The organism is Gemmatimonadaceae bacterium, from assembly GCA_020851035.1.
Lineage (GTDB): Bacteria > Gemmatimonadota > Gemmatimonadetes > Gemmatimonadales > Gemmatimonadaceae > JACMLX01.
Genome location: JADZDM010000020.1, coordinates 46,351 through 71,327 on the forward strand (window position 1 = coordinate 46,351; position 24,977 = coordinate 71,327).

At 71.0% G+C, this 24,977-nt stretch carries 30 protein-coding genes; 20 read left to right on the forward strand and 10 right to left on the reverse strand.

From position 1 onward, the window contains the following. Positions 1 to 83: 83 nt before the first annotated feature. The 8 genes from IT355_12335 to tgt all read left to right on the forward strand — a co-directional run bounded on the left by IT355_12335 (position 84) and on the right by tgt (position 7,172). Entirely contained in the window at positions 84 to 470 is a 387-nt protein-coding gene (locus tag IT355_12335) for a hypothetical protein (protein MCC7054043.1), read from the forward strand. Further along, positions 470 to 1,309, forward strand: coding sequence for an AAA family ATPase (locus IT355_12340; protein ID MCC7054044.1), 840 nt, complete (start codon positions 470 to 472; stop codon positions 1,307 to 1,309). Before IT355_12335 ends, IT355_12340 begins: the two co-directional genes overlap by 1 nt. 61 nt (positions 1,310 to 1,370) lie before the next feature. Then, on the forward strand, positions 1,371 to 2,108 hold the full coding sequence (locus IT355_12345; GenBank protein ID MCC7054045.1) for a YebC/PmpR family DNA-binding transcriptional regulator: 738 nt from the start codon (positions 1,371 to 1,373) through the stop codon (positions 2,106 to 2,108). Positions 2,109 to 2,123: 15 nt separating this feature from the next. Next, on the forward strand, positions 2,124 to 2,636 hold the full coding sequence (ruvC, locus tag IT355_12350) for a crossover junction endodeoxyribonuclease RuvC (protein MCC7054046.1): 513 nt from the start codon (positions 2,124 to 2,126) through the stop codon (positions 2,634 to 2,636). Next, positions 2,633 to 3,232, forward strand: coding sequence for a Holliday junction branch migration protein RuvA (gene ruvA / locus IT355_12355; protein ID MCC7054047.1), 600 nt, complete (start codon positions 2,633 to 2,635; stop codon positions 3,230 to 3,232). Before ruvC ends, ruvA begins: the two co-directional genes overlap by 4 nt. Positions 3,233 to 3,278: 46 nt before the next feature. Then, a complete protein-coding gene (ruvB, locus tag IT355_12360; GenBank protein ID MCC7054048.1) occupies positions 3,279 to 4,310 on the forward strand; it encodes a Holliday junction branch migration DNA helicase RuvB in 1,032 nt (343 codons plus the stop codon). A 240-nt stretch (positions 4,311 to 4,550) separates the two neighbouring features. Continuing rightward, the gene (gene queA, locus IT355_12365; protein ID MCC7054049.1) at positions 4,551 to 5,600 is read left to right on the forward strand and encodes a tRNA preQ1(34) S-adenosylmethionine ribosyltransferase-isomerase QueA; all 1,050 of its coding nucleotides are present in this window, start codon (positions 4,551 to 4,553) and stop codon (positions 5,598 to 5,600) included. A gap of 342 nt (positions 5,601 to 5,942) precedes the next feature. Further along, a complete protein-coding gene (gene tgt, locus IT355_12370; protein MCC7054050.1) occupies positions 5,943 to 7,172 on the forward strand; it encodes a tRNA guanosine(34) transglycosylase Tgt in 1,230 nt (409 codons plus the stop codon). Positions 7,173 to 7,174: 2 nt separating this feature from the next. Here the strand turns inward: tgt and IT355_12375 are convergent, their stop codons facing one another. Beyond that, complete coding sequence (locus IT355_12375; GenBank protein ID MCC7054051.1) at positions 7,175 to 7,693, reverse strand: hypothetical protein; 519 nt, start codon at positions 7,691 to 7,693, stop codon at positions 7,175 to 7,177. 235 nt (positions 7,694 to 7,928) lie between these two features. Here IT355_12375 and yajC point away from each other — a divergent pair, with 235 nt between their 5' ends. The 11 genes from yajC to IT355_12430 are packed head-to-tail and all read left to right on the forward strand — an operon-like array spanning position 7,929 to position 16,549. Next, positions 7,929 to 8,291, forward strand: coding sequence for a preprotein translocase subunit YajC (gene yajC / locus IT355_12380; GenBank protein ID MCC7054052.1), 363 nt, complete (start codon positions 7,929 to 7,931; stop codon positions 8,289 to 8,291). Further along, a complete protein-coding gene (gene def / locus IT355_12385) occupies positions 8,291 to 8,881 on the forward strand; it encodes a peptide deformylase (GenBank protein ID MCC7054053.1) in 591 nt (196 codons plus the stop codon). The genes yajC and def overlap by 1 nt, the downstream gene beginning before the upstream one ends. Before the next feature lie 24 nt (positions 8,882 to 8,905). Further along, entirely contained in the window at positions 8,906 to 9,853 is a 948-nt protein-coding gene (locus tag IT355_12390; GenBank protein MCC7054054.1) for a methionyl-tRNA formyltransferase, read from the forward strand. Then, positions 9,850 to 10,482, forward strand: coding sequence for a thiamine phosphate synthase (locus tag IT355_12395; protein MCC7054055.1), 633 nt, complete (start codon positions 9,850 to 9,852; stop codon positions 10,480 to 10,482). The genes IT355_12390 and IT355_12395 overlap by 4 nt, the downstream gene beginning before the upstream one ends. Beyond that, complete coding sequence (rsmB, locus tag IT355_12400; protein ID MCC7054056.1) at positions 10,460 to 11,857, forward strand: 16S rRNA (cytosine(967)-C(5))-methyltransferase RsmB; 1,398 nt, start codon at positions 10,460 to 10,462, stop codon at positions 11,855 to 11,857. Before IT355_12395 ends, rsmB begins: the two co-directional genes overlap by 23 nt. After that, positions 11,854 to 12,645, forward strand: a complete 792-nt coding sequence (locus tag IT355_12405) for a PASTA domain-containing protein (protein ID MCC7054057.1) — start codon at positions 11,854 to 11,856, stop codon at positions 12,643 to 12,645. Before rsmB ends, IT355_12405 begins: the two co-directional genes overlap by 4 nt. A gap of 48 nt (positions 12,646 to 12,693) precedes the next feature. Further along, entirely contained in the window at positions 12,694 to 13,362 is a 669-nt protein-coding gene (locus IT355_12410) for a ribulose-phosphate 3-epimerase (GenBank protein ID MCC7054058.1), read from the forward strand. Beyond that, positions 13,359 to 13,910 carry a TlpA family protein disulfide reductase gene (locus IT355_12415; GenBank protein ID MCC7054059.1) on the forward strand — a complete coding sequence of 184 codons (552 nt, stop codon included), beginning with the start codon at positions 13,359 to 13,361 and terminating at the stop codon, positions 13,908 to 13,910. The genes IT355_12410 and IT355_12415 overlap by 4 nt, the downstream gene beginning before the upstream one ends. A 16-nt stretch (positions 13,911 to 13,926) precedes the next feature. Beyond that, positions 13,927 to 14,964: a tRNA (adenosine(37)-N6)-threonylcarbamoyltransferase complex transferase subunit TsaD gene (gene tsaD, locus IT355_12420; GenBank protein MCC7054060.1), complete on the forward strand. Its 1,038-nt coding sequence runs from the start codon at positions 13,927 to 13,929 to the stop codon at positions 14,962 to 14,964. A gap of 51 nt (positions 14,965 to 15,015) precedes the next feature. Then, the gene (locus tag IT355_12425; GenBank protein ID MCC7054061.1) at positions 15,016 to 15,780 is read left to right on the forward strand and encodes a hypothetical protein; all 765 of its coding nucleotides are present in this window, start codon (positions 15,016 to 15,018) and stop codon (positions 15,778 to 15,780) included. 34 nt (positions 15,781 to 15,814) lie between these two features. Beyond that, the gene (locus tag IT355_12430; GenBank protein ID MCC7054062.1) at positions 15,815 to 16,549 is read left to right on the forward strand and encodes a hypothetical protein; all 735 of its coding nucleotides are present in this window, start codon (positions 15,815 to 15,817) and stop codon (positions 16,547 to 16,549) included. 3 nt (positions 16,550 to 16,552) lie between these two features. Here IT355_12430 and IT355_12435 read toward each other — a convergent pair whose 3' ends face one another. The 8 genes from IT355_12435 to IT355_12470 all read right to left on the reverse strand — a co-directional run bounded on the left by IT355_12435 (position 16,553) and on the right by IT355_12470 (position 23,637). Beyond that, a complete protein-coding gene (locus IT355_12435) occupies positions 16,553 to 18,028 on the reverse strand; it encodes a hypothetical protein (GenBank protein ID MCC7054063.1) in 1,476 nt (491 codons plus the stop codon). Positions 18,029 to 18,033: 5 nt separating this feature from the next. Continuing rightward, positions 18,034 to 18,204 (reverse strand): FeoB-associated Cys-rich membrane protein, encoded by a 171-nt coding sequence (locus IT355_12440; GenBank protein ID MCC7054064.1) that lies wholly within the window; start codon positions 18,202 to 18,204, stop codon positions 18,034 to 18,036. Positions 18,205 to 18,212: 8 nt separating this feature from the next. Continuing rightward, the gene (gene feoB / locus IT355_12445; GenBank protein MCC7054065.1) at positions 18,213 to 20,381 is read right to left on the reverse strand and encodes a ferrous iron transport protein B; all 2,169 of its coding nucleotides are present in this window, start codon (positions 20,379 to 20,381) and stop codon (positions 18,213 to 18,215) included. Positions 20,382 to 20,410: 29 nt separating this feature from the next. Continuing rightward, positions 20,411 to 20,698: a ferrous iron transport protein A gene (locus IT355_12450; protein ID MCC7054066.1), complete on the reverse strand. Its 288-nt coding sequence runs from the start codon at positions 20,696 to 20,698 to the stop codon at positions 20,411 to 20,413. Between the two features lie 119 nt (positions 20,699 to 20,817). Next, positions 20,818 to 21,210 carry a holo-ACP synthase gene (locus IT355_12455; protein ID MCC7054067.1) on the reverse strand — a complete coding sequence of 131 codons (393 nt, stop codon included), beginning with the start codon at positions 21,208 to 21,210 and terminating at the stop codon, positions 20,818 to 20,820. Further along, positions 21,207 to 21,986 (reverse strand): hypothetical protein, encoded by a 780-nt coding sequence (locus IT355_12460; GenBank protein MCC7054068.1) that lies wholly within the window; start codon positions 21,984 to 21,986, stop codon positions 21,207 to 21,209. Before IT355_12460 ends, IT355_12455 begins: the two co-directional genes overlap by 4 nt. Next, positions 21,986 to 22,699 carry a haloacid dehalogenase-like hydrolase gene (locus tag IT355_12465; protein MCC7054069.1) on the reverse strand — a complete coding sequence of 238 codons (714 nt, stop codon included), beginning with the start codon at positions 22,697 to 22,699 and terminating at the stop codon, positions 21,986 to 21,988. Before IT355_12465 ends, IT355_12460 begins: the two co-directional genes overlap by 1 nt. Next, positions 22,696 to 23,637 (reverse strand): DMT family transporter, encoded by a 942-nt coding sequence (locus IT355_12470; GenBank protein ID MCC7054070.1) that lies wholly within the window; start codon positions 23,635 to 23,637, stop codon positions 22,696 to 22,698. The genes IT355_12465 and IT355_12470 overlap by 4 nt, the downstream gene beginning before the upstream one ends. A 65-nt stretch (positions 23,638 to 23,702) precedes the next feature. On the opposite strand from IT355_12470, the gene IT355_12475 reads away from it, so the two are divergent. Next, positions 23,703 to 24,143, forward strand: coding sequence for a hypothetical protein (locus IT355_12475; GenBank protein ID MCC7054071.1), 441 nt, complete (start codon positions 23,703 to 23,705; stop codon positions 24,141 to 24,143). 3 nt (positions 24,144 to 24,146) lie between these two features. On the opposite strand, the gene IT355_12480 is transcribed toward IT355_12475, so the two are convergent. Further along, positions 24,147 to 24,944 carry a C40 family peptidase gene (locus IT355_12480; protein ID MCC7054072.1) on the reverse strand — a complete coding sequence of 266 codons (798 nt, stop codon included), beginning with the start codon at positions 24,942 to 24,944 and terminating at the stop codon, positions 24,147 to 24,149. Between the last annotated feature and the right edge of the window lie 33 nt (positions 24,945 to 24,977).

Below are 24,977 nucleotides of genomic sequence, written 5' to 3' on the forward strand. Positions count from 1 at the left end.
GGGGTTTCCGCGGGGGCGTCCGGTGGTGCGCCGCGCGAGGATAAGTTTGCGGCGTGCAACGTCCCGCCACCCTCCTGCCGCCCGTGGCCGCGCCCCTGAAGGCGCTGGTGACGCTGGCGGCCGCCCTGCCCCAGCCGCGTGACCGGACGACCGTGCTCGCCTGCTGGATGCTGGCGCGCATGGCGTTGCCCCGGGTGCAGCGGGAGTCGGAATTCAGCGACCCCGACGCCCTCCACCAGCGCGCCGAGGCGACGCGGCGCTGGATCGGGACCCAGTCGCTGCCCGGCGAGGTGTCTCGCGCCGCCAGCCGCGCCTGCGACGCGGCGGGCGAGCGCGACCCTGCCCACCTGGCCGACGCGCTCGATACCCTGCGCGATGCCGCCGATCCCGTGCTCAACAACGGCTCCCGTGCCGAGCTGACCACCCTCGCGCAGTTGCTCCGCCGGACCTCCCTCGCCGCGATGCGCTGATGACCACCAGCAAGGAACTCCTCTCGCACGTGCTGCACCGGCTGGCGTCGGACCTGAAGCCGACGCCGGCTGCCGACCTCGTCGGCACTGGCTATCCCTCGCTCGACCGGCTCCTTGCCGGCGGGCTGCGGCGCGGCGAACTGGCGATCCTCGGCGGCGACGCGGGCGCCGGCAAGACGGCACTCGCCCTCGGCATCGCAATCCGCGCCGCTGTGCAAGGGGTGCCGGTCCTGATCCTGAGCCACGAGTCGAGCGTGGAGCAGTGCTGGGAGCGCATCGTGTCGGCCGAGTCCGGTGTCACCCACATCGCCATGCGGACGGGCGTCCTGCCGAACGGCGGGGCGGACGCGTTGCGCTCCGCCGCGGATGTGCTGCGCCGCCTGCCCATCACCGTGGAACGGGCCCCGCACACGCCGGCGCTGCTGGCGGAGCGGATCGAGGACCAGCCCCTGCCGCCGCTCGTCCTGATCGATGGCCTGGCCGGACTGGATCAGCCGCCGCGTCCCGTGGCCGAGGCGCACGCGCAGGTGGTGCGGATGGCCAAGCGCGCGGCGGTGGACCAGGGGGTCGCGATCCTGCTCACCGCGCCGCTGGCGGCCGACCGGTCACGCCGTCCCCCGCCGCGTCCTGTGCTGGCCGACTTCGGGATGCTGGGCAGCGCGGCCGCCGTGGCGGATGCGGTGCTGGGGGTGTTCCGCGAGGCGCTGTATGACGACGCGCCCGACGTCGCGGGGGCCTTCGAGGTGCATGTCCTGAAGCATCGTTCCACGGTGGCGGCCTTCGCCGACCTCTACATCGAGCCCGGCGCCGGCCGGGTCGAGGACCTGATCGAGTCGTAACCGGGCCCGGCCGCCTTATCTTTCACGGCTGACCCTCACATGCAGACCGAACGGAGTTGTCATGGCTGGCCATAGCAAATGGAAAACGATCAAGCACGCGAAGGCGGCGACGGACGCCAAGCGCGGTGCCGTCTTCACGAAGCTGATCCGGGAGATCACGGTCGCGGCCAAGTCGGGCGGCGGTGATCCCGGCGGCAATCCGCGGCTCCGCACGGCGATCGACGCCGCGCGCTCGGTGTCGATGCCGAAGGACAACATCGATCGCGCGATCAAGAAGGGGACCGGCGAGCTCGAGGGCGTGGAGTACACGGAGGTCACGTACGAGGCCTACGGGCCCGGCGGCGTGGCCCTCATGATCCAGGCGCTCACCGACAACCCCACGCGCACGGTCGCGGACGTCCGCGCCAAGCTCACGCGCAACGGCGGGAACCTGGGCACCAGCGGTTCGGTGGCGTTCATGTTCGACCGCCGGGGGCGCATCTACCTTCCCGCCAGCGGCGACGAGGATGCGATGATGGAGCTCGCCCTGGACTGCGGCGCGAGCGACTTCGCGCACGAGGACGGGACGTTCGCCATCACCACCGAGTCGTCCGACCTGCACGCCGTGAAGGAGGCGCTGGAGGCGAAGGGGATGAAGGTCACCGAGGCGAAGCTGGAGTGGATCCCGCAGAGCACGGTGCACGTCACCGGTGAGAACGCGAAGACGCTGGTGAAGCTGCTGGACGTGCTCGAGGACCTGGACGACGTGCAGAATGTCGAGGGCAACTTCGACATCGATGACGCCGCGCTCGAGGACTGACGTGCCGGAGCCCCGCTGCTGATCCTGGGGATCGATCCCGGCACCGCCGTCACGGGATTCGGGGTCGTGCGCGGCGAGGGCGTGGGCGCGGCCACGCTGGTGGAGTGTGGCGTGCTCCGCACGTCGCCGCGCCACGGGCTGCCGGATCGCCTCTGCGAGCTCTTCGACGGCGTGACGGCGCTGCTGGAGCGGCACCGCCCCGACGCGGTGGCGGTCGAGTCGATCTTCTACGCGCGGAACGTGCGCACGACGATCACGCTCGGGCACGCGCGCGGCGTGCTGCTGCTGGCGGCTGCGAAGGCGGCCCTCCCGATCCACGAGTATCCGCCGGCCGAGATCAAGAAGGCGATCACCGGCACCGGCGCCGCCACCAAGGAACAGGTGCAGTACATGGTCAAGACGCTGTTGCGCCTCAAGACGGTGCCGAGCCCGAACGACGCCGCCGACGGCGTGGCGGCAGCACTCACCTGCCTGCTCACCGCGCGCACGCAGGCGCGGATCGCCGGCCAGCTGGAGCGCGCGCGATGATCACGCTGCTGGTGGGCACGCTGCTCGAGCGCGACCTCGCGAGCGTGGAGCTGCTGACGTCGGGCGGGGTGGGCTACACGCTCGCGATCCCGCTCTCGACGTTCGAGGGGCTGCCGAAGGCGGGCGAGCCGGTGCGGTTGCACACGCACCTGGTGGTGAAGGAGGATGGCTGGCAGCTCTTCGGCTTCGGGACGACGTACGAGCGCAACGTCTTCATGCGGCTGCTGAACGCGAAGGGCTTCGGCCCGCAGCTCGCGCTGAACATGCTCTCGGCGCTCAGCGCGGAGCGGCTGGTGCGGGCGATCCGCGAGCGCGACGTGGCCACGCTGCAGCAGGTGAAGGGGCTGGGGAAGAAGAAGGCGGACCAGCTCATCCTCGACCTGGCCGACAAGCTGGACGACCTGCAGCGTGGCGCGGCATCGGTGGCCGCGACCGGCGGGGCAGGCGTGGACGACGCCGTGCGCGCGCTGCAGTCACTGGGCTACGCCGCCGCCGAGGCCGAGTCGGGCATCCGGGCAGCACTGGATGCGGGCGAGGGCCGCGAGAGCACGGCGGCACTGATCCGGGCAGCGCTGGCGCGGATCGGGGCGCGCTAGTGCGCCGGGTTGGCGCTCCGGTGTTTCTTCGGGTATCGTGTCCGGCATGACGCGCGCCGAGATCACGACCCCTGACGCACTGGACGACGACTCGCTGGTGGAGCTGTCCCTGCGTCCGCAGCGGCTGGCCGAGTTCATCGGCCAGCCGAAGGTGAAGGACTCGCTGCGCATCTACATCGACGCGGCGCAGAGCCGGAAGGAGCAGCTCGACCACGTGCTGTTCTTCGGGCCCCCGGGCCTGGGCAAGACCACGCTGGCGGAGCTGATCGCGCGCGAGATGGGCGTGAACATCCGCACCATGGCGGGGCCGGCGCTGGAGAAGCCGGGAGACCTGGTGGGCACGCTCACCAACCTGCGTGCAGGGGACATCCTGTTCATCGACGAGATCCACCGGCTGCGCCCGGTGATCGAGGAGTTCCTGTACCCGGCGATGGAGGACTTCAAGGTCGACATCCGCCTGTCGGACGGCCCGAAGGCGCAGACGATCACAATGCCGGTGGAGAAGTTCACCCTGATCGGCGCCACGACGCGGCTCGGCATGCTGACGGCGCCGATGCGTGCGCGCTTCGGCATCGAGCAGCGACTGAACTACTACCCGACGTCGGACCTCGAGCAGGTCGTGAAGCGCACGGCGTTCGTGCTGGACTGCACCATCACGCCCGATGGTGCGCACGAACTGGCGCGTCGCGCACGGGGCACGCCGCGGGTGGCCAACCGCCTGCTGCGCCGCGTGCGCGACTACGCGCAGGTGAAGGCGAACGGCGTGATCGACAAGGCGGTGGCCGACGCCGCGCTGGAGCTGCTGGAGGTGGACTCGTTCGGCCTCGACGACATGGATGCGCGGATCCTGCGCGCGATCATCGAGAAGTTCGAGGGTGGGCCGGTCGGGCTGAAGACGATCGCCGCCGCGGTGGGCGAGGACGAGGGGACGATCGAGGAGGTGTACGAGCCGTTCCTGGTGCAGAACGGCTTCCTGCAGCGCACGCCGCGCGGGCGGATGGCGACGGCGATCGCGTACCGGCACTTCGGGTATACGCCGCCTGGCGATGCGTCGTCGTCACAGCCGTCGCTGCTCTAGCGGTCGTGTGCGTTCGAGATCGTCAACAGTGTTCACGCGGAATGCGCGGAAGCACGGAAGGCACTCCTCACCAGCCAGCACGGTCGCAGTTCGATGGAACAAGTCTGGAAGGAACTACGAGCCCGCACTCGCAGTTCCCATGAATTCAAGCCTTCGAATGGGCAGAGATGTGGGCAGCACCGCTGCAGTCTTTCCGTGCTACCGCGCCCTCCGCGTGAACACTGTTAACGATCCAGCCACGTGAGCGACCGCAGGCCAGACGGCACGAAAGTCAGCGACTACGACTTCGCCCTGCCAGAGTGCCTGATCGCACAGGAGCCGATGGCCCGCCGCGACGAGAGCCGGCTGCTGGTCGTGCATCGTGCCACGGGCATCATCGAGCACCGACGGTTCCGCGACATCGTGGACTACGTCCCGGCCGGTGATGCGCTGGTGGTGAACACGACGAAGGTGATCCGCGCGCGGCTGCTGGGCACGCGACCCAGCGGGGCGCCTGCGGAGGTGCTGCTGCTGAAGGCACTGGGTGACGATGTGTGGGAGGCGATGGTGCAGCCCGGGGCGAAGCTGCAGGCGGGCAAGATGGTGACGATCGGCGAGGGGTTCCACGTCGAGATGCTCGACGCCACCGATCGCGGCACCAGGCGCGTGCGGCTACACGCAACGATGGGCGCCGCCGCGGCGATCGAGCACTTCGGGCACATCCCCCTGCCGCCGTACATGACACGCGGCGACACGCCGACGGATGCGATGCGCTACCAGACGGTGTACGCACACGAGGCGGGCTCGGTGGCGGCGCCGACGGCAGGGCTGCATTTCACCGACGCGGTGCTCGACGCGCTCTCGGCGAAGGGCGTGCGGCGCGCGGACGTGCTGCTGCACGTTGGCGCGGGCACCTTCCGGCCGATCAGCGTGGACGACCCGGCGGAGCATGTGATGCACGAGGAGTCGTACGACGTGTCGGCGGCGACGGCCGCGGTGCTGAACGAGGTGAAGCGCACCGGGCACGCGGTGTGGGCCGTGGGCACGACGTCCACGCGCACCCTCGAGAGTGCGACCGATGCGCAGGGTCAGCTGGCGGCCTGCGCCGGTGACACCCGCATCTTCATCCATCCGCCGTACCGCTTCCGCATGGTGGATCACCTCCTCACGAACTTCCACCTGCCGAAGTCCACGCTGGTGATGCTGGTGGCGGCGTTCGCGGGGTATGAGCTGACGATGCGGGCGTATCGCGAGGCGATCGAGGCGGAGTACCGGTTCTATTCGTACGGCGACGCGATGCTGATCGTCTGAGTTCGGCTGCGCTTGCAAGCGCATCGTCGTCGGGCGGGCATCGTCAACAGTGTTCGCGCGGAATGCACGGAAGCACGGAAGGCACTACTCACCAGCCGGCACCGCTCGGGTTCAATGGGACAAAGGGAAGAGGAAGTGCGAGCCCGCTCTCGCAGTTCCCTGACGTCTTGTCGATTCGAAGAATCACGGGGGCAGGTGACGCGGTAGTGCATTCCGTGCTTCCGCGCCCTCCGCGCGAACACTGTTGACGATGCCGACTCATCACCGACCAAAGCGCAGCGCACGACGCCAGGGAGCCGCTAGGTTTCAGGACGCAACCGATCCGAAACCAATGCCAGACCGATGACAGATTTCGCCTTCCGCACCTCGCACGACTCCGGCAGTGCCCGCCTGGGCTGGTTCACGACACCACACGGCGTGGTGGAGACCCCCGCGTTCATGCCCGTCGGCACACACGGCACGATCAAGGGGCTGAGTGTCGGCGAGGTGAAGGAGGCAGGCGGGCAGATGATCCTGTCGAACGCCTACCACCTGTACCTGCGGCCGGGCGACATGATGGTGCGCGCGCTGGGCGGGCTGCACGCCTTCACGCGCTGGGATGGGCCGATGCTGACCGACTCGGGCGGGTTCCAGGTGTTCTCGCTGTCGGGGCTGCGGAAGGTCCGCGAGGAGGGGGTGGAGTTCCAGAGCCACATCGACGGGTCGATCCACCAGTACACGCCCGAGGGCGTGATGCGGATCGAGCGGAACATCGGGGCGGACGTGATCATGCAGCTGGACGAGCTGATCGCGGGGCAGGCGGAGAGGGCGGCGAGCCGTGCGGCGATGGAGCGGAGCCTGCGGTGGCTGGACCGGTGCCGGGTGGAGTTCGACCGGATTTCGCGCGAGGGTCGGGGGGCCCCCCCCCACTTCGAAGTTCCGGCCGGCGCCCCGCCCATGGCAACTCACGATCCCGCCACCGACATCGTTCCACCGCGCCAGACCCTCTTCCCCATCATCCAGGGCGGCGTCCACCCCGAACTCCGCGTCGCCTCCGCCCGCGGCATCCTCGACCGCGGCCCCTGGGACGGCATCGCCATCGGCGGCCTCTCCGTCGGCGAGTCCAAGCCCGACATGTACGCCACCCTCGAGGTCGTGGACCCGGTCATCCCACGCACTCTCCCCCGCTACATGATGGGCGTCGGCTTCCCGGACGACCTCGTCGAGGCCGTCCGCCGCGGCGTCGACCTCTTCGACTGCGTTGCCCCCACCCGCATGGGCCGCAACGGCACCGCCTTCACCCCCGACGGCAAGGTCCAGGTCCGCAAGAGCACCTTCCGCCACGACCGGCGCCCCCTCGTCGAGGGGTGCCCCTGCCAGTGCTGCCAGCACTACGACCGCGCCTACCTGCGGCACCTCTTCGTCAGCGAGGAGATGCTCGGCCTCCGCCTGCTGTCGCTCCACAACGTGTCGTACCTCATCACGCTCATGGCCGACGCCCGCGCCGCCCTGCGCGCCGGCACCTTCGCGTCATGGAGCGCCGACTGGCTCACCCGGTACCGGGCGGCCGACCTCCCTGCCACCCGCGCCTGACGTCACGGCACCAGCCACGGCACCAGCTGCGGGACCAGCGCGACGGCGCTGAACCGGATCGCGCGTCCCGCGAACGCGGTCAGCAGGAACAGCCCGACCGGTGCGCGCACGATGCCGGCACCGATGACCGTGAGGTGGAAGGGTGGCAGGCTCACCAGCGCGCTGCTGAGCAGGGTTGCACCGCTGAGTCGCGGATGCCGGCGGGCCACGGCGGCCGAGGTGTCCACCTGCCGCCGAAGCCACGCGTTCGTCACCCGGCCATGCTGCGTGCCAAGCCAGTACCAGAGCAGCTTGCCGAGCACGTGCCCGAACGCGTTGAGTAAGACCAGCGGCACCACGAGCGCCGGCGGTTGCACGGTGGCGAGCACCAGCACCGCCGCCTCGGCGGCCCCGATCGGGACCGCACCGAGCAGCCAGCCCAGTCCGAAGGCCGAGGCCATCGCGGCGCCGGGCGACGGGAATGCCGCGATCGCGTGCCCGAAGATGCGAAGCGGCTCGAGCCCGGTGTCAGGAAGGATCACGGTGGCGAGCCTCACGAGTCTCCGCGGGTGAGGATGGGTGGGACGCGACGCGGCGCGGCGGAAGTTACCGCGCCTGTCCACCGCCATGGACGAACAGGTCAGCCGCGGCCGCGAAACCCGCCCACCCGGATGCGGGGACTGCGCCCGGCACCAACTATCTTGTGGGGATGACCCGCGCCGGTACGCGCGCCCCCGCGCGCCGTCCGCCGGACCACCGACCCCAGCCGCTCACCTGATGACCTCCCTGCCGCTCCCGACCCTCGCCATCCTCCAGCTCCCCGGCGGACAGTCGCTCGTCGCGCCGCTGCTCATGTACGGCGGCATCTTCGCGATCTTCTACTTCCTGCTCATCCGCCCGCAGCAGCAGCAGCGGAAGAAGCACGAGTCGGCCGTCCTGCAGCTCAAGAAGGGCGACCGCGTCGTGACCGCCGGCGGGATCATCGGCGAGGTGCAGCACATCAAGGCCGCCGCCACCCCGTCGCCCGAGGACGAGGTCACCGTCAAGAGCGGCGAGTCACGCCTCGTCGTCGAGCGCGGCCGCATCGCCAAGATCTTCTCCGCCACCGGTGCCGCCACCAGCGCGGACAAGGTCGCCTGATGGCCGTGCTCGACATCCAGGTGCTGGGCAGCCCGATCCTCCGCCGCGAGACGCAGCCCGTGCAGCAGATGACCCCCGAACTGCGCAAGCTCGTCTCGGACATGTTCGACACCATGTACGCCGCCCGCGGCATCGGCCTCGCCGCCCCGCAGGTCGGACGCAGCGAACGCATCGCCGTCGTGGACCTCGAGAAGAATCCGATCACCCTCATCAACCCGGTCGTCACCACCCGCGCCGGACGCAGCAGGCGCGAAGAGGGATGCCTCTCCATCCCAGACATCCACTACGAAGTCGAGCGCGCCGCACGCGTCACCGTGCAGGCCCTCGACATCGACATGCAGCCGATCACGCTCGAAGGCACCGACCTGTTCAGCGCCTGCCTGCAGCACGAGATCGACCACCTGCACGGCAAGCTGTTCCTGGACTACCTCTCCATCCTCAAGCGCCGCCAGGCGATGCGCGAGTGGGACGAGCAGCGTGACGACTTCCCCGACTTCATCCGCCGCCTCACCCCCGACGTGATCGCACGGCTCAAGGCCGAGGACGAGGAAGCCGGCGAGTCGGAGCAGCATCACGCCGATTCGCTCTGACCTCGACACGCCGGAACTGACCACGTGCGCATCCTCTTCTGGGGCACCCCCGAATTCGCCGTGCCGCCCCTCGAGGCGCTGCTCGGTGAAGGATTCGACGTTGTCGGCGTCGTCACCCAGCCCGACCGGCCGGTGGGCCGCACGCGCACCCTGACGCCGCCGCCGGTGAAGGAGGTCGCGCTGCGAGAGGGGCTGCCCGTGCTGCAGCCGGAACGGCCGCGCGGCGAAGCGTTCCTCGCCGAGCTGACGGCACTCGGCGCGGACCTGAACGTCGTCGTCGCCTACGGGCACATCCTGCCCGCCGACGTGATCGAGTACCCGCCGCGCGGCACCATCAACATCCACGCCTCGCTGCTGCCCGAACTCCGCGGTGCCGCGCCGATCGAGACCGCCATCCGCCGCGGCCACACCGAGACCGGTGTGACGATCATGCGGATGGTGCTGGCGATGGACGCCGGCCCGATCCTGCACGTTGCGCGCGTCCCGATCCTCGCCGACGAGACCGGCGGCGAGCTCCGCAACCGGCTCGCCGAGGTCGGCGCGCAGGCGCTGATCGAGGCGCTCGCGCTGCTGGAGATGGACCGGCTGCCGGACATCGAGCAGGACCACGACCGCGCCACCTTCGCCCCCAAGATCGGGCGCGAGGACGCGCGCATCGACTGGGCGCAGCCGGCCCCCGTCGTGGCGAACCTCATCCGCGCCTACGACCCGAAGCCCGGCGCGTTCACCACCCACGGCGGCGGTGACGTGAAGTGCTTCGGCGTGCGGCCGTCACACATGCACACCCATGTGGACGCCCCAGGCACCGTCATCGCCGTCGACGGCGACGGCCTGCTCGTCGCCTGCGGCGAAGGCACGGTGCGCATCGCCGACGTGCACCCGGCGGGGAAGCGACGCCAGGCAGCGCGGGAATGGGCCGCCGGCCGCGGCGTGGCGATCAATGACGTGCTCGGGCTGGTGAGTCAGGCGTGACACGCGGGACCGTCCCGTCGCTGCACGCGCTCACGACGGACGTCATCCTGGCCGATCCGGGGTTCGTGGCATCCGCCCACGCGCTGATGCACGCCTGTGATGCCCGCGTCGCCATTCACCTCCGCGCCACCGCGGTGACGGCGCACCGCCTGCTCGAACTCGCGCTGGAGCTGCGCGTGGTGGCCGAGCGCACCGGGAGCTGGGTGCTCGTGCACGACCGGCTGGATGTGGCGATGGTCGCCGGCGTCACCGGGGCGCAGCTCACCTCGCGCTCCCTCTCGCTCGCGGATGCACGCCGCATCGCCCCCGCCCTCGCCCTTGGCGCCAGCGTGCACGAGTCGGCCGACGCCTGGGTCACCGCGCAGAGCGGCGCCACCTTCCTCGTCGCGGGCCACCGTGACGACGGGGCGCGGATGGCGACGGATCAGGTGACGTTCGTGTCGGAAATCGTCGAGGCAGCGGACGGCTGCCCCGTCATCGCGGTCGGCGGCATGACGCCGGAGCGCGCCAGCAGCATCGGCCGGACCGGCGCGGCGGGGATCGCGGCCATGCGCGGCATCTGGTTCGACGATGCTCCCAGGGCAGCCCGTCGCTATCTTGCGGCGTATGACGAGGGATTCCGCGGGTGAGGCTCCTGTGACGCTCGCGGCGGCCCCGGCCCGCGGCACGCTGATCACCGAATCGCGCATCGCTGCGGCGGAGATCCTCGCCGCGCTGCGCGGCGGCACGCTGCTCGACGCCGCCTTCGAGCGCACCACCACCGCCCTCGACCCACGCGACCGCCGCTGGGTGCAGGAACTGGTGTACGGACTGTTGCGCTCGCGCGGCTGGATGGACGCGATCCTCGCCCCACGCATCACCGGTGGCCTGGCGCGCCTCGACGCCGACCTCGGCGACCTCCTGCGACTTGGCAGCTACCAGCTCCTCGCCATGGGCAGCGTGCCGGCATACGCCGCCATCGCGCAGACCGTCGAGCTGGCGAAGCGGCGGCACGGGATCGGCGCCAGCAAGCTGGTGAACGCCGTCCTCCGGCGCATCGATCGTGAGCGGGAGCAGCCCGCCGTCGCCACGGCCGAGGGTGCGGCAGCGGCGCTGGACCGGCACCACGACCAGGACGAACGCCTCGCCATCCGGAGCAGCCATCCGCGCTGGCTCCTCGAACGCTGGATCGCCCAGTTCGGGCGCGAGGCCACGGAGCGGCTCACCGCGCACAACAACACGGAGGCACCGATCATCGTGCGGCCGTTCGGCATCACGGTGGATGCCCTGCGTGCGATGCTCGAGGAGCGCGACGTCGTCACCACCGCGCCGGCGCTGCTCGACGACGGGCTGCAGCTCCCGGCCGGCGTGTCGCTCACGCAGCTGGGCGCCTTCCAGCGCGGGCAGCTGTTCGTGCAGGATGCCGGCAGTGCGCTGGTGGTGCAGTACGCACACATCCCGCCAGGCGCCGTCGCCGCCGACCTCTGTGCCGCGCCGGGCGGCAAGACGCTCGCCCTGCATCGCGCCGGCGCCCAGGTCATCGCCAGCGACCGCTCCGCCGCCCGCCTGCAACGCCTGCACGCGAACCTGGACCGGATGCAGGTCACCGACGTGGATGTGCGCGAGATGGATGCGACCGCGCCCACCCTCGAACCCGTGGATGCGATCCTCGTGGACGTGCCCTGCACCGGCACCGGCACCTTCCGCCGGCACCCCGACGCACGCTGGCGGCTGCGCGTGAGCGACATCGCCCTCCTGCCGGTGCTGCAGCGTGACATCCTCGCGGCCGCCAGCAGCAGCGTGAAGCCGGGGGGGCTGCTGGTCTACAGCACCTGCTCGCTGGAGCGTGAGGAGAACGAGGCCGTGGTGCACGACTTCCTCGCCGACGACGACGCCTTCGTGCTCGAGCCACCGCCGGCGGGCACCGTGCCCGCCAGTGTGCTCGACGGCGGCATGTTGCGCGTGCTGCCGCAGGAACACGGCGTGGATGGCGCGTTCGCGGCCCGGCTGCGGCGGGTGCGGTGAGTCCGACCGTCGTGGCGGGACGCGACCGGCGCGGGGGCACGCTCCGCCAGCGACTGGCGCGGCGTCCGTTCCTCACGACGGGGATCGCCGGCTTCGTGCTCGGCTTCATCGCCGTGGCGCTCTACCTCGTGCCCGGCGCGATGGCGCGGAGCGCCTCCGCGGTGCCGAACGTGGTCGGCCTGCTGTACAACGACGCGGCGGCCCGCCTCACGGCGGCCGGCTTCTCGGTGAAGATCGGCGAGTCGCTGAACCACGCCACCGCCCCGCGCAACTCGGTGCTGGGGCAGAACCCGGCGCCGGGCGTCAAGTCGCTCAAGGGCAACGAGGTGGTGCTCGACATCTCCCTCGGTGCGAAGCGCGGCACCGTGCCGAACGTGATCGGGTTGTCGCGCAGCGACGCCATCACGGAGATCGAGGCGGCCGGGTTCGACACGCCGCGCGAGTTCATCGAGAAGCTCGACCAGCACCCCCGCGGCGAGGTGCTGGCCACGCTGCCGCGCGGGGGCGCGACGGTGCCGCAACCATCCACGGTGCGCCTCACGGTCAGCGCCGGCCCGGATGCCATCGGCGTTCCCTCCCTCGTCGGCATGCCGGTGGAGGACGCACTGGCGCTCCTCGGCCAGCTCGGCCTGACCCCCGGTGCCACCCGCACCGACAGCAGCAGTTCGCAGCCTGACGGCTTCGTGAGCGCACAGCGACCCGGGGCCAGCGCGCCGATCGTGCCCGGTGGCACGGTGACGCTCACCGTGTCGCACCCACGCGCGCCGCGCGACAGCGTTGCACCCTGACGCCAGACGACCCACGGCAGCCGCCACGGGCACCGCTATCTTTCGCACATGACCGTCCGAATCGCCCCCTCGCTGCTCTCCGTCGACTTCGCGCGCATGGCCGACGACCTCGCCATGATCGAGGCCGGCGGCGCCGACTGGCTGCACGTCGACGTGATGGACGGCGTGTTCGTGCCGAACATCACCTTCGGCCTCAAGGTCATCGAGACCGTGCGCCGGCTCACGTCGCTGCCGCTCGACGTGCACCTGATGACCGTGGAGCCGGAGAAGTACTTCGAGAGTTTCGCGAAGGCGGGCGTGAACGGCCTCACCGTGCACGTCGAGACGGCACCGCACCTGCACCGCCAGCTCATGCGCATCAAGGAGCTCGGGTGCCTCGCGGGGGCGACGCTCAATCCCTCCACCTCGCTCGAGACCGTGCGCGAGGTGGCCGGTGACCTGGACCTGCTCCTGATCATGACGGTCAACCCCGGCTTCGGCGGGCAGAAGTTCATCCCGCAGTCGCTCGACAAGATCCGGCGCGCGCGGCAGCTGCTGGACGGCATCGGCAGCCGGGCGATGCTCGAGGTGGATGGCGGCGTGGCGCGCGAGACCATCCGCGCCTGCCACGCGGCGGGTGCCGACACCTTCGTGGCGGGCAACGCGATCTTCAGTGCCGCCGATCCGGCAGCCGAGGTGAAGGCGCTCCGCGACCTCTGCCTGCTGGAGCCGGCATGACGGCAGGACAGCAGTGGAGCGTGGTCGGCGCCATCGTCGCCGTGCTTGGCGGCGCGCTCTGGTTCGGCTCGTACACGCTGAGGGACGAGCTCGTCGGCGTGGACGTCGGCACGCAAGCGCCCGCATTCGCCGGCGCAACGCTGACGGAACCCAGCCGGTCGAAGTCCCTTGCCGACTACCGGGGCAAGGTCGTCCTGCTCAACGTCTGGGCCACCTGGTGCGGCCCGTGCCGCACGGAGATGCCGAGCATCGAGGCGCTGCACAAGGAGATGGGACCGAAAGGGCTGCACGTGGTCGCCGTGAGCATCGACAGCGCCGGCTCGGCGCCCGAGATCGCGAAGTTCGTGGAGAGTTTCAAGCTCACGTTCGAGGTGCTGCACGATGCCAGCGGCATCATCCAGCAGGCGTACCAGACCACCGGCGTGCCGGAGACGTTCGTCATCGCCGCCGACGGCACGATCCGGAAGAAGAGCATCGGCGCCTCGGACTGGAACTCGGGACCGAACCGCGCCCTGATCACGCAGCTGCTGAAGGACGCCGGCCAGTAGTGGCGGCCCGCGCCTGATGCGCATCCTCGGCATCGAGACGAGCTGCGACGAGACGTCGGCGTCGGTGCTCAGCGGCAGCGGCGACACGGTGACGCTCGAGTCGCTGGTGATCCTCTCGCAGGACGTCCATCGCATCTTCGGCGGCGTGGTGCCGGAGATCGCGAGCCGGCAGCACCTCACCTCCATCCTCCCGGTGATCGACCAGGCCCTGGGCGATGCCGGCGTCGGACTCCCGGCGCTCGACGCGATCGCCGTCACGCACGCACCCGGGCTGGTGGGTGCGCTGCTGGTGGGCGTCGCCGCCGCCAAGGGGCTGGCCATGACGAGCGGCGTCCCGCTGGTGGGAGTGCACCACCTCGAAGGCCACCTCTTCGCCACCAGTCTCGAGCACGCCGATGCCGTGCCGCCGTTCGTGGCGCTCCTGGTGAGCGGTGGGCACACGATGCTGATCGACGTGGCCGAATGGGGTCGCTACGAGCTCCTTGGTGCCACGCGCGACGACGCGGCGGGCGAGGCGTTCGACAAGGCGGCAAAACTGCTCGGGCTGCCGTATCCCGGCGGTCGGCATCTCGAGGCCCTCGCCGCCTCGGGCGACGCGTCGCGGTTCCGCTTCACCCGGCCGATGCTGCGGCGCGACCAGCGCCCGGGCGATGACGATTACTACGATGTGTCGTTCAGCGGGCTCAAGACTGCGGTGATGCTGGCGGTACGGGGATCCGCGGACGTCGCTGCCGACGCGCCACACATCGCTCGCGGATTCCAGGACGCGCTGACCGAGACACTGGCGGAGAAGGTGGCGCGCGCGGTCCGCGCCGGCGGTCGCCAGCGCGTGGTGCTGGGCGGTGGGGTGGCCTGCAACCGGGCACTGGTGGCCGAGGTGTGCCGGCGGGTCGGACCGACGGTCGCGGTGCGGGCGCCGTCGCCACGCATTGCCACGGACAATGCCGCCATGATCGCACGCGCCGGCCTCTTCCATGCTGAACGCGGCAACTGGGCTGGCCTGGACCTCCCGGCGACGTCCGGCGCACCGATCCCGGGAATGATCCGCCGCTGAGCCGGGTCCGCACGATGGCCCTCTCCCGGTACGGCTCACATCTTCCACCGCATGACGCCTTCGGCCACGACCACGGCGCACGTCCGAGCCCTGCGGCAGCGTGCCTGCGGTATTGCCGTCGCAGCGCTGGCGCTGACGCTGGCCCGGGCCGGCGCGCTGCCGGCGCAGCCCGCGCCGCGTCAGGTGCGGGTGGAGGTGCGTGATCGCGACGGCCGCATGCTGCCCGGCGTGCGGGTGGACTTCCTCCCGCGCGGCGACTCCACCAGCACCGACTCGAGCGGGGTCGCGCTGGCCGAGGTGGAGGCAGACAGCACCCTGACCATCAGCGTCCGCAAGATCGGGTTCGAACCGCGTGCGGCACGCTTCCCGGTCGGGAGCGCGCCCGCGTTCCTCGTGCGGGTGACCCTCGGGCAACTCGGCGTGCGGCTGCCGGAGGTGAGCGTGGTCGCCGAGTATCCCGGTGAGCCGTGGCGCCGCGCCTACGAGGAACGGAAGCACCGCGCGAGCGGTTCTTTCCGCGACCGCAGCTTCTTCACCGGCCGCCCCCCGATGGTGCTCGACGACTGGTTCAACGGCATGCCCGGTGTGCAGATGACGGCGCGTGGGCTGCGCATCAACCGCTGCCCCAGGCTCGGCGTCTGGATCGATGGCATGCACGTCACCGGCCCCGGGCTGTCATCGAGCCTCGCCCTGATGCAGCTCACCGCCACCGACATCGCGGCCGTGGAGCTGTACCGCATGTCGCAGCAGCAATCGCAGTACAGTGACCCGGCCAAGGAGGACTGCTCACTCCTCGTCTGGACCCGCAGCCGCTGACCGGCCCGTCCCTGCCACCACAGCCTCCTCCGCCATGCCCCGTGTCCCCCGCGTCCTGCTGACCCTCGGCCTGCCCGTCCTGCTGGGCGCCGTGTGCACGCACGCCGCACAGGCGCAACGCACCCCTCGCGACATCCGCATCGAGGTGCGTGACCGGGCCGGCAAGCCCGTGCCCGACGCGCATGTGGGGTTCTTCCTCACCGGCGACTCCGTGCGCACCGACTCCAGCGGCGTCGCCAGCATCACCGTCGAGGCGGACACCGCCATCAACATCACCGTGCGAAAGATCGGCTTCAGCGAGCGGAATGCGCGCTTCGTCATCGGCCGGGCACCGGCGTTCCGGATCCGCGTGGCACTTGGCGAGGAGGGGCAGTCCCTGCCGGAAGTCGAGATCAAGGACCAGTATCCCGGTGAGCCGTGGCGACCGGCGTTCGAGACGCGGCGCAAGCGCGGCGGCGGCCAGTTCCGTGACATCGCCTACTTCCCGGGCGGGGTGCCGTTCAGCATGAACGACTGGTTCAACGGGCTGCCGGGTGTGCGCACGGGCGGCGGCTCGGGCTCCGAGATCAACGTGCCGCGCTGCCGCAATCTCGGCGTCTGGATCGACGGGCAGCACGTCACGTCACCGGGCAGCGGTTACCGCTTCGCCCTCGCGTCGGTGCCGCCGCAGGACATCGGCGCGTTCGAGCTGTACACGTCCAACACACCGGCGCAGTACACCGGCCAGAACGAGGACTGCTCGCTGCTCATCTGGACGCGAATGCGCTGAGCGCTATCGCGGCAGGCCGGTGAGCAGCACCAGCTGGCTGCCCTGGTTCTCCGACGCGTCGATGACGGGGTCCGGGTGGCTGCCGGCCAGCCGCAGGAACCGCCCGTCCCGCCAGCCATGCGGCTGGATGGCCAGCAGGAAGGCATCGCGAATTCCGGTTTGCGCCGAGACGTCGATCATCGCACCGAACTCCCACGACCCGAGCGGGGTCGCGGCGCCGCCCCAGGGCTCCGCCACCGGGGTGTCGCGCCGGTGGTCCAGCTCCAGCACCACGCGCAGCACGCCGGTCGCGAGCGCATACTGGTAGATGTACGCGTCGTGGGTCTCGTCGCCGTAGACGTGCGGATCCTCCTGGATGTACAGGTGGTTGGTGCCGGCGACGATGTTGTCGGGATTCTGGAAGAGGCGCGCCGGGCCGCTGCGGTCGTCGCCATCGAGCAGGACGTGCAGCGTGCCGCGCAGCGGGGTGCCGGCGTCGAGGACGAGGCGATAGGTGCGTCCATGCACCGACCGGCTCGCGTCGGCATTCACGCCGGTGGCCGCCTGCCCCGTGACGTTGAAGTACAGCTCACGGCCGCCGCCGGTGCCCTTGCGGTAGTCGATGTCCTCCACGCGGCCGAAACGCATCATGTGCTGCGCGGCACCGGCGGCCTCGACCTGCGCGCCGGTGGTGGTGGCGCCGTTCGGCACCGGCCGGAATTGCACCGTATACGGTCCGCCGGCCGTCGTCATGTCCATCTCGCGCGTGTTGTCGTCGGCGCGCGCGAGCACGTACAGCGTGCCGTGTGCCAGGTCACCCACGGCGTCGCCGACATACATCGCAAGCTGGCCACCATTGGCGCCACCGTCGTCATCGCCGATGAGGATCACGGTGCGCCCGGGATACGCCGTGCCCGGGAGAGGCAGCACCTGCTCCGCGCTCCAGCGGCCCAGCGCCGGTCGCAGCATGCCGTCGTCCGGTGCGGTGCGCGGGGCCATGCGCGGGTCGACGGCCTGCACCACCGATTCGATGCCGCCCTCGATTCCGCTCAGGAACAGCGGGCCGAATCCATGTTCCGCCACCGTGGCGAGCGTGGCCGAGCAGCGCCGCCAGATGCCTGCGGCCGAGCGCACGACGTAGTCGAGTGACACGGGCGCGAACGTGTGGTCGAGCGTGACGCGGCTCACGGCACCGATCACCTCGTGGTTCGTGAGCAACGTGAAGGTGCCGTCACCATTGCGCAGCAGCCCCGTACCATCCGCCGCGCCGGCAAAACGTGGCGAGCCCGGAAGCGAGTCCGCGCTGCTGATGACGGTGTAGGCCATGACGCCGGCCGGCAGCCGCTTCACCAGCGCCGGCATGACCGAGGTGCTGCGGGCCACCGGCGCACCGGGGGCCACTGCGGTGCCATCGGTGCACGCGGCGATCCCCGCGCATACGGCGAGCGTGCGCATGAGGTCGCGCGGCGAGCGGCTCCCGATCTCGCGCGGCGCCTGCACGATCGTCAGCCCGGGCGCTTCACGCGCGGGTCGGCGGGCGGCGCGGCACACCCGCAGCCGGCGTCGCAGGCGCCGCCCTTCGGCGCCCGCGCGGCGGCAATGGCGCGCCACATCCGCCGCACCACGAAGGCGGCGGCGGCCAGCACGATCAGCGCGGTGGCGAACTGTTCGACCATGTCTGCTCCTACCGGAATCCCAGCATGCGTCCACCCTGATACACCACCAGGGCCGCGAAGTACGCAAGCCCGAGCATGTAGGCGAACTGGATCGCGGCCCAGTTCCACCCGATGCGTCCGCCGCCCGCCTCGCGAACCGTCACGGCCACCGTGCTGATGCACATCAGGGCATAGACGTAGAAGACCATGAGCCCCAGCGCCACCAGCGGCGAGTACCGTGGCGCGCCCGTGGCCGGGTTCACCTCCGAGCGCAGCCGGTCGCGCAGCGCGAGCGACGTCTCGTCCGCGTCGCCGACACCGTAGATCGTGCCCATCGTGCTCACGAACACCTCACGTGCCGCAAAGCTGGCCGCGATCGACACCCCGATCTTCCAGTCGTAGCCCAGCGGGCGCACCACCGGCTCGATCAGCTTCCCGACGCGGCCGAGCGCGGAGTTCTCGAGCTGGAGTTCGTGGGCACGCTCGGCGGGCATGCCGGCCGGCGCGTCGCTCTTCGGATAGGTCGCCAGCGCCCAGAGCAACACGCTGCAGCTGAGGATCACAGTGCCCGCCCGCCGCAGGAAGAGCTGCGCGCGATGCCAGACGTTCTGCAGCAGCGTGCGCAGGTTCGGCAGCCGGTAGGCCGGCATCTCGAGGATCATCGGCCGCACGGGTCCGCGCAGCAGGGTGCGCTTGAACACCGCCGCCACGGCCAGCGCCGTGACCGTGCCGAGCACGTACATCAGGAGCATCGTCACGCCCTGCAGGCTGAACAGCCCGCCGAGCACGGCCACCGGCGGCACGAAGGCGCCGATCAGCAGCGTGTACACCGGCAGCCGTGCCGAGCAGCTCATCAGCGGCACCACCATGATGGTCGCGAGGCGGTCCTTCGGCTCCTCGATGGTGCGGGTGGCCATGATCGCCGGCACGGCGCACGCGAAGCCGCTGATCATCGGGATGAAGCTCTTGCCGTGCAGGCCGACGCGGCGCATCAGGCGGTCCATGAGGTACGCCGCCCGCGCCATGTAGCCACTATCCTCGAGGATCCCGATGAACAGGAAGAGCATCGCGATCTGCGGGAGGAAGACGAGCACGCTGCCCACGCCGCCGATCACGCCGTCCACCAGCAGGCCGCGCAGGTCGCCCTCCGGCAGCAGCGCGCCGACCGCATCGCCCAGCCGCGACACGGCCCACTCCACGGCCGTCATCAGCGGCTGCGCCCAGGTGAAGATGCCCTGGAAGACGAGCGCCATCACCACCACGAACAGCACCGGTCCCCACACACGGTGGAGCACCACGGCATCGATCCGGTCGCTGCTGGTGCGGGCGCCGGCGTTGTGGTTGATCACCGTGCGCGCCACCACCGCGCTGCTCCAGCCGTAGCGCAGCTCCGCCTCCAGGCTGCGCGGATTGCTGCCGGCGGCCGCGACGGCGATGCGCGCCTCGTCCACCACCGGCGCGATCGCGTCGCGCGAGGCACCGTACCACGATTCGAGTCGCGGCACGGCGAGCAGCCGCAGCGCATCGTGGGCCGCGATCGGGGCCGGCGCCCCGCGCGTCATCAGCGCCTCGGCCAGCGGTGCGAGGGCGTCGGCAATGTCCGGCGGCAGCGGGAACGGCCGCACGGGAGCGGGCTGCGCCAGCACTGCGACCATCGCCTTCCGCAGCACGTCGAGCCCCTCGCCACGGGTGGCGATCGTCGGGATGACCGGCACCCCCAGCTCGTGGATCAGCGCGACGGCATCCACCTCGACGCCCGCGTCGGCGGCGGCGTCGACCTGATTCAGCGCCACCACCGTCGGCAGGCCGAGTTCCAGCACCTGGCTCACGAGGTAGAGGTTGCGCTCGAGGTGGAGTGCATCGGCCACCACCACCACCACGTCGGGCATCGGCTCACCGCCGGTGCCCCGCATCACGCCGAGCGCGATCTCCTCGTCGGGGCTCGCCGGCGAGAGCGCGTAGCAGCCGGGGACGTCGACGATGGTGATCTGTTCACCCGCCGGCCCGCGCACGGCGCCTTCCACCCGCTCCACGGTGACGCCGGCGAAGTTGCCGACCCGCTGCCGCATCCCCGTCAGTGCGTTGAAGAGGGTGCTCTTGCCCGTGTTCGGGTTGCCGACGAGCGCCACGCGGATACGGCGCAGCCCGGGCTCGACCGGCATCCCGCTGCCGGCGTGTGGCACAAATGAGGTGGACACCGGCAGGTGCGGCGTGAACCGCGCCGCGCTCAGCGCGTCGGAAGGACGGTGATGCCGGCGGTGATGGCGGGGCTCAGGGCCAGCCGCGAACCGCGCACGTCGAGGAGCATGCAGTGCCGGGCATCCACGATGTTGACGCTCGAGCCTTCCATGAGGCCGAGTTCGCGGAGGCGGCACGCCTCGTTCTCCCCACACCCGAGCGTGACGACGGTCGCCGACGCACCCGCCCGGCACTCGCCCAGCCGGCACGCGAGGGGCGCACGGGGCGCCGCACCGGCGGGGGCGGAATCGACGATCGACAGGGCGACAGACGTCACGGTTCGGTCTAGTTGAGAATGATTCTCAGGCGGGTGATTGAACAATACACCCAGCGTTCAGGCTCGGCTAGAGCAGAAGCGCCGAATGCCGAACAATCTGTTGGCAATTCCGCCCGGACTCAAGAGTCCGGGCGTTCGAGCACCACCACTGCGGCCGCCACGGCGTCGGAGTGGGTCAGCGTCACATGGATCGTCAGGACCCCCAGCTCCGTCGCCCGCCGGGCCGCCCGGCCATGCAGGCGGAGGAGCGGCCGCCCGTCGAGCGGTGAGTTCGCCACCTCGATCTCCTGCCAGTGGATGTGGCGGGCGTCCTCGCTGCCCGCCAGCGCCTTGTAGGCGGCCTCCTTGGCCGCGAACCGTGCCGCGAAATGCCGGGCCGGAGCCCCCCGCCGGTCGCAGTAGGCGCGCTCGCCCGCCGTGAACAGGCGGGCCCGGGCCCGTTCCGGGTGGCGCGCCAGCAGGCGCTCGATCCGGTCGATGTCGGCGAGGTCGATCCCGATCCCGGCGATCACGTCGCGCCGCCGGCGCCACCACGGCGCAGCAGGCGGCGCCAGAACGCCCCCCGCACACCGCGGGAGTCCGCCAGCACCGGCACCATCAGCGACCAGGTCTCATCCGCACTGCGGAAGGCCCCCTGCACCGCCTCGGCCCAGCCGCGCCAGACCCCGAACTGCGTGGCATCGCTCGCGTGGCGCAGGGCCAGCGCAGCCGCCTCGAGCCGGAAGAGCGCCGAGCCGTAGGGTGCCGCGATCTCCTCGAGTTCCGCCGCCAGCGCGCGGCGATCGGCGGCCGCCTCGAAGCGATCGGCGGCCCAGCCCTCGCGCGTGAGCTGCGCATGACGGCCCAGCCGCCCGGCATCGAAGGCCCGACGCTGCGTCTCGATCGTCCGGCTCTCCTCGGCCACCCGCCGCGCCGTCAGCAGTGCCTCGAACCAGCGGTCGTGATCCGACCCCGGCGCACTGCGTTCCGACCCGAAGGCCCGCAGCGACAGCGTCTGCGCCGGGAAGGCACAGACCGCAGCCTCGAGACGCAGCCGGAGCCCGTCCAGGTACGCGGAATCCGAGAGCACCACCTTCTTCCCTGTCGCAAGGCAGAGGGAGAGCACCCCGTGTTCCAGCGTGGCCCCGTCGAGGGAGTCGAGGGAGACCTCGACGACCTTCGGATCCTGCGGGTCGTAGGCGATCTGCAGCGCGGTGGCGGTGAGCTCGACCGCCGCATCGTAGTCCAGCGAGCGCTCCTGCCACGCGCCGCGGAGGCGCGCGGGGATGCTCGCGGCGATGGCCACCATCAGGCGGCGCGCTCCTGCCGCACGCTCAGGATCGTGTCCACCACGGTGGCCGTCTCGGTGAGGTTCGCGAAGACCGCCAGCGGGGCGTACGGATGCAGGTCGGCGGCGGAGAAGCGCCCCGTCTCGACCCCGATGGCGCGGGCGCCGATCTCGCGGCCGCAGGTGAGGTCGTGCGGCGTGTCGCCGATGATCACGATCCGGGATCCCGGCAGCTCACTGCCGATCCGCGCCGAGGCGCGCTGCTGCGCAATGGCAGGCAGGGCGGGCCGTGATGCCGCGTCGGAGCCGAACGCCCCCACCACGAACCGCTCGGGCGCGATGTCGACCGCGCGCAGCTTGAGGGCGGCGCCGGCGACGATGTTGCCCGTGAGGAGGCCGAGCATCACGTCCTCGCGGGCCTCGAGCGCGGCGAGCAGGTCATGCACTCCCGGCAGCAGTTCCACCGTCTCGGGTGTGCCGGTGATGTCGGCCTCGAGGTAGCCGAAGTAGCGCTCGAGGGCTGCATCCATCCGTGCGTCGATGACGTCAGGGGTGATGCCGGCGAGGGTGCCAAGCTCGCGCACGATCTGCGGATCCGTCTTGCCGTCGAACGGGTGGTGCTGCGGTCCGGTGGCCCCGAACACGTCGGTCATGGCCTGGTGCACGCTGCGCCGGCCGGCGCCATGCGCCAGCAGCATCGTGCCATCGATGTCGAACAGGACGAGGACGGTCATGCCTTGCGCCGCGCGAGCAGGAGGCCGCCGGTGATGGAGAGGAATCCCATGATCTGCCAGAAGGTTGGACGGTCGCCCTGGAACTGCCATGCCACCAGAATGGCCACGAAGGGCTGCAGGTTCGCGTACAGCGAGGTCCTGGTGGCCCCGATCTTCTTCAGTCCATGGTAGTAGATCAGGTACGCGACGACGATCGCGCCCAGCCCCGAGTATGCCATCGCCGCCCAGGTGCCGGCCTGCAGCGCACCCCAGTCGGTGGCGAGGAGATCGGGACCGGTGAGCCCGAGCAGGGGGACCAGCCCGCCGATCAGCGTGATCAGCGTCAGGTGCAGCCCGTTCACGCGCTGGGTCAGCGGCCGCAGGAGGGTGGCGTAGACCGACCAGCTCAGCATCGCGGCCATCAGGTAGACGCTGCCCATCCAGCTGCCGCCGGTCTGCGCGACGACGTTGTCGCCGAGCATCACCATCGCCACACCGGCCACGGAGAGGATCACGCCGCCCACCAGGAACCGCGTGAGCCGTTCCGTCCGCGTGGCCCAGCCAAGGAGCGCCAGCGCGGCGGGAGACGCCGCCAGGATCAGGGATGCCGATCCGCCACGGGCCCGCGAGAGGCCCATGACGAACAGCCACTGATAGATCCCGTTGCCGAGCGCGCCGAACACCAGCAAACGGATGGTGTCGGCGCGGCCGGGCCAGGGGTCGCGGACCGTCAGCAGCGCGATCGCGAGCATCGCGATCGCTCCAAGCGCCATCCGCGAGGTGTTGAATGACAGCCCCGGCATGTGGGCGGTGCCGTACTGCACGGCGAAGAAGTTCGCCCCCCAGATGGCGGCCATCAGCAGCAGCAGCAGGTCGATCACGCCGAAGCCGGCCGGCTCCGGCGTCACGACGGCTGCGGCGGGCGGCGTGACGGGTGCGGAGGCGACGGTGGCGGACATGGGGCTCAATCTAGCGCCCCCCGGCATCCCTTCCTGCGCCCCCGGCGGGAGGGTAGCATGCGCGGATGCATGTCCAATTCGCGTTGTTCGCCGATGCGGCCAACCTGTCGCAGGAAGGAAAGCTCAACATCCTGGGCGTCTTCGACGCCCTGCACGTGGGGCAGCTTCCCTCGCTGCATCCGCGGGCCACGTTCGTGGTGCGCCTGAAGGCCGTGGCCGAGGACGAGGGCGCGCACGGGGTGAGCCTGGAGTGGGTCAACCCGGCTGGCGTGGTGCTCTGGTCGTCCACCGGCGAGCTGGTCGTCGGCCCGGTGCACGAGGGCGCCGATGGCATCGACGTCCCGTTGCTGGCGGTGGTGGACCTGCCGATGGACGTGCCGGGGCTCTACACGATGGTCGTCGCGGTGGACGGTGCGGAGGCCACGCGAACGGCGCTCCAGGTGACCCAGGTGCTCGCCTCGGCCCTGCCGCTGGCGCCGCCGGCCCCGGCCGGCCTGGTCTCGTGACGGCTACACCACCCGGCGTGCGCTGACGAACCGCGCGTTCAGCGTCGCGACGTAGGCGTCGTCGAGGTCACCCAGCCACTCCAGCGCGAAGCCGCCGCGCCCGAGCGCGATGTGCGCGAGGCGGTCGCCGGCAAGGGCGACGCCGACGTGGGTGATGCGGCCGTCCTCGCGGTCCGAGAAGAAGAGCAGGTCGGCGGGCTGGAGCGCCGTGCGCGCGACCGCCTCGCCGGCCAGGGCCTGCTGGTGCGCGTCCCGCGGCAGCGGCACGCCGTGCACACCGTAGATCGTCTGGACGAAGCCGCTGCAATCCGCGCCCCATGGCGTGATGCCGCCCCACTGGTAGGACGTTCCCTCGAACCACTCCACCGCCGACTGCGCGATGGCGTCCGGCGCGGTGGCGAAGTGCTCCTCCATCCGGTTCAGCGGCACGACATCCCCGTCGACGATCTCCTCGTCGAGGTCGAGCCAGGCGCCCAGCGGCAGCGCGCGCAGGCCGTGGCGCTCGCTGCGCGCGATCACGCCCATCGAGACGCGCGGCACGTAGGTCAGCGCGAAGTCCTCCGACGTGGTCGCGATCACGGGCGACTCGTCCACCAGGCGCATGAAGTACCCGTCGTGCATCCAGCCCTCGTAGGCGTCCATGCCGCGCACCCGGTGCCAGTGGTCGTCGCGCGACTCGAGCACGTAGACGGGATGCCCCGCGAGCCGCTGCGACACCTGGGCCGACGACACGCGCCCCTCCGCGAAGAGCGGCGCGATGGCGCTGCGCACGAAGGCGTGGCCGATGATGTCGCTGCTCATGACAGCCACCCTTTGGAAACGGGGAATCGCATG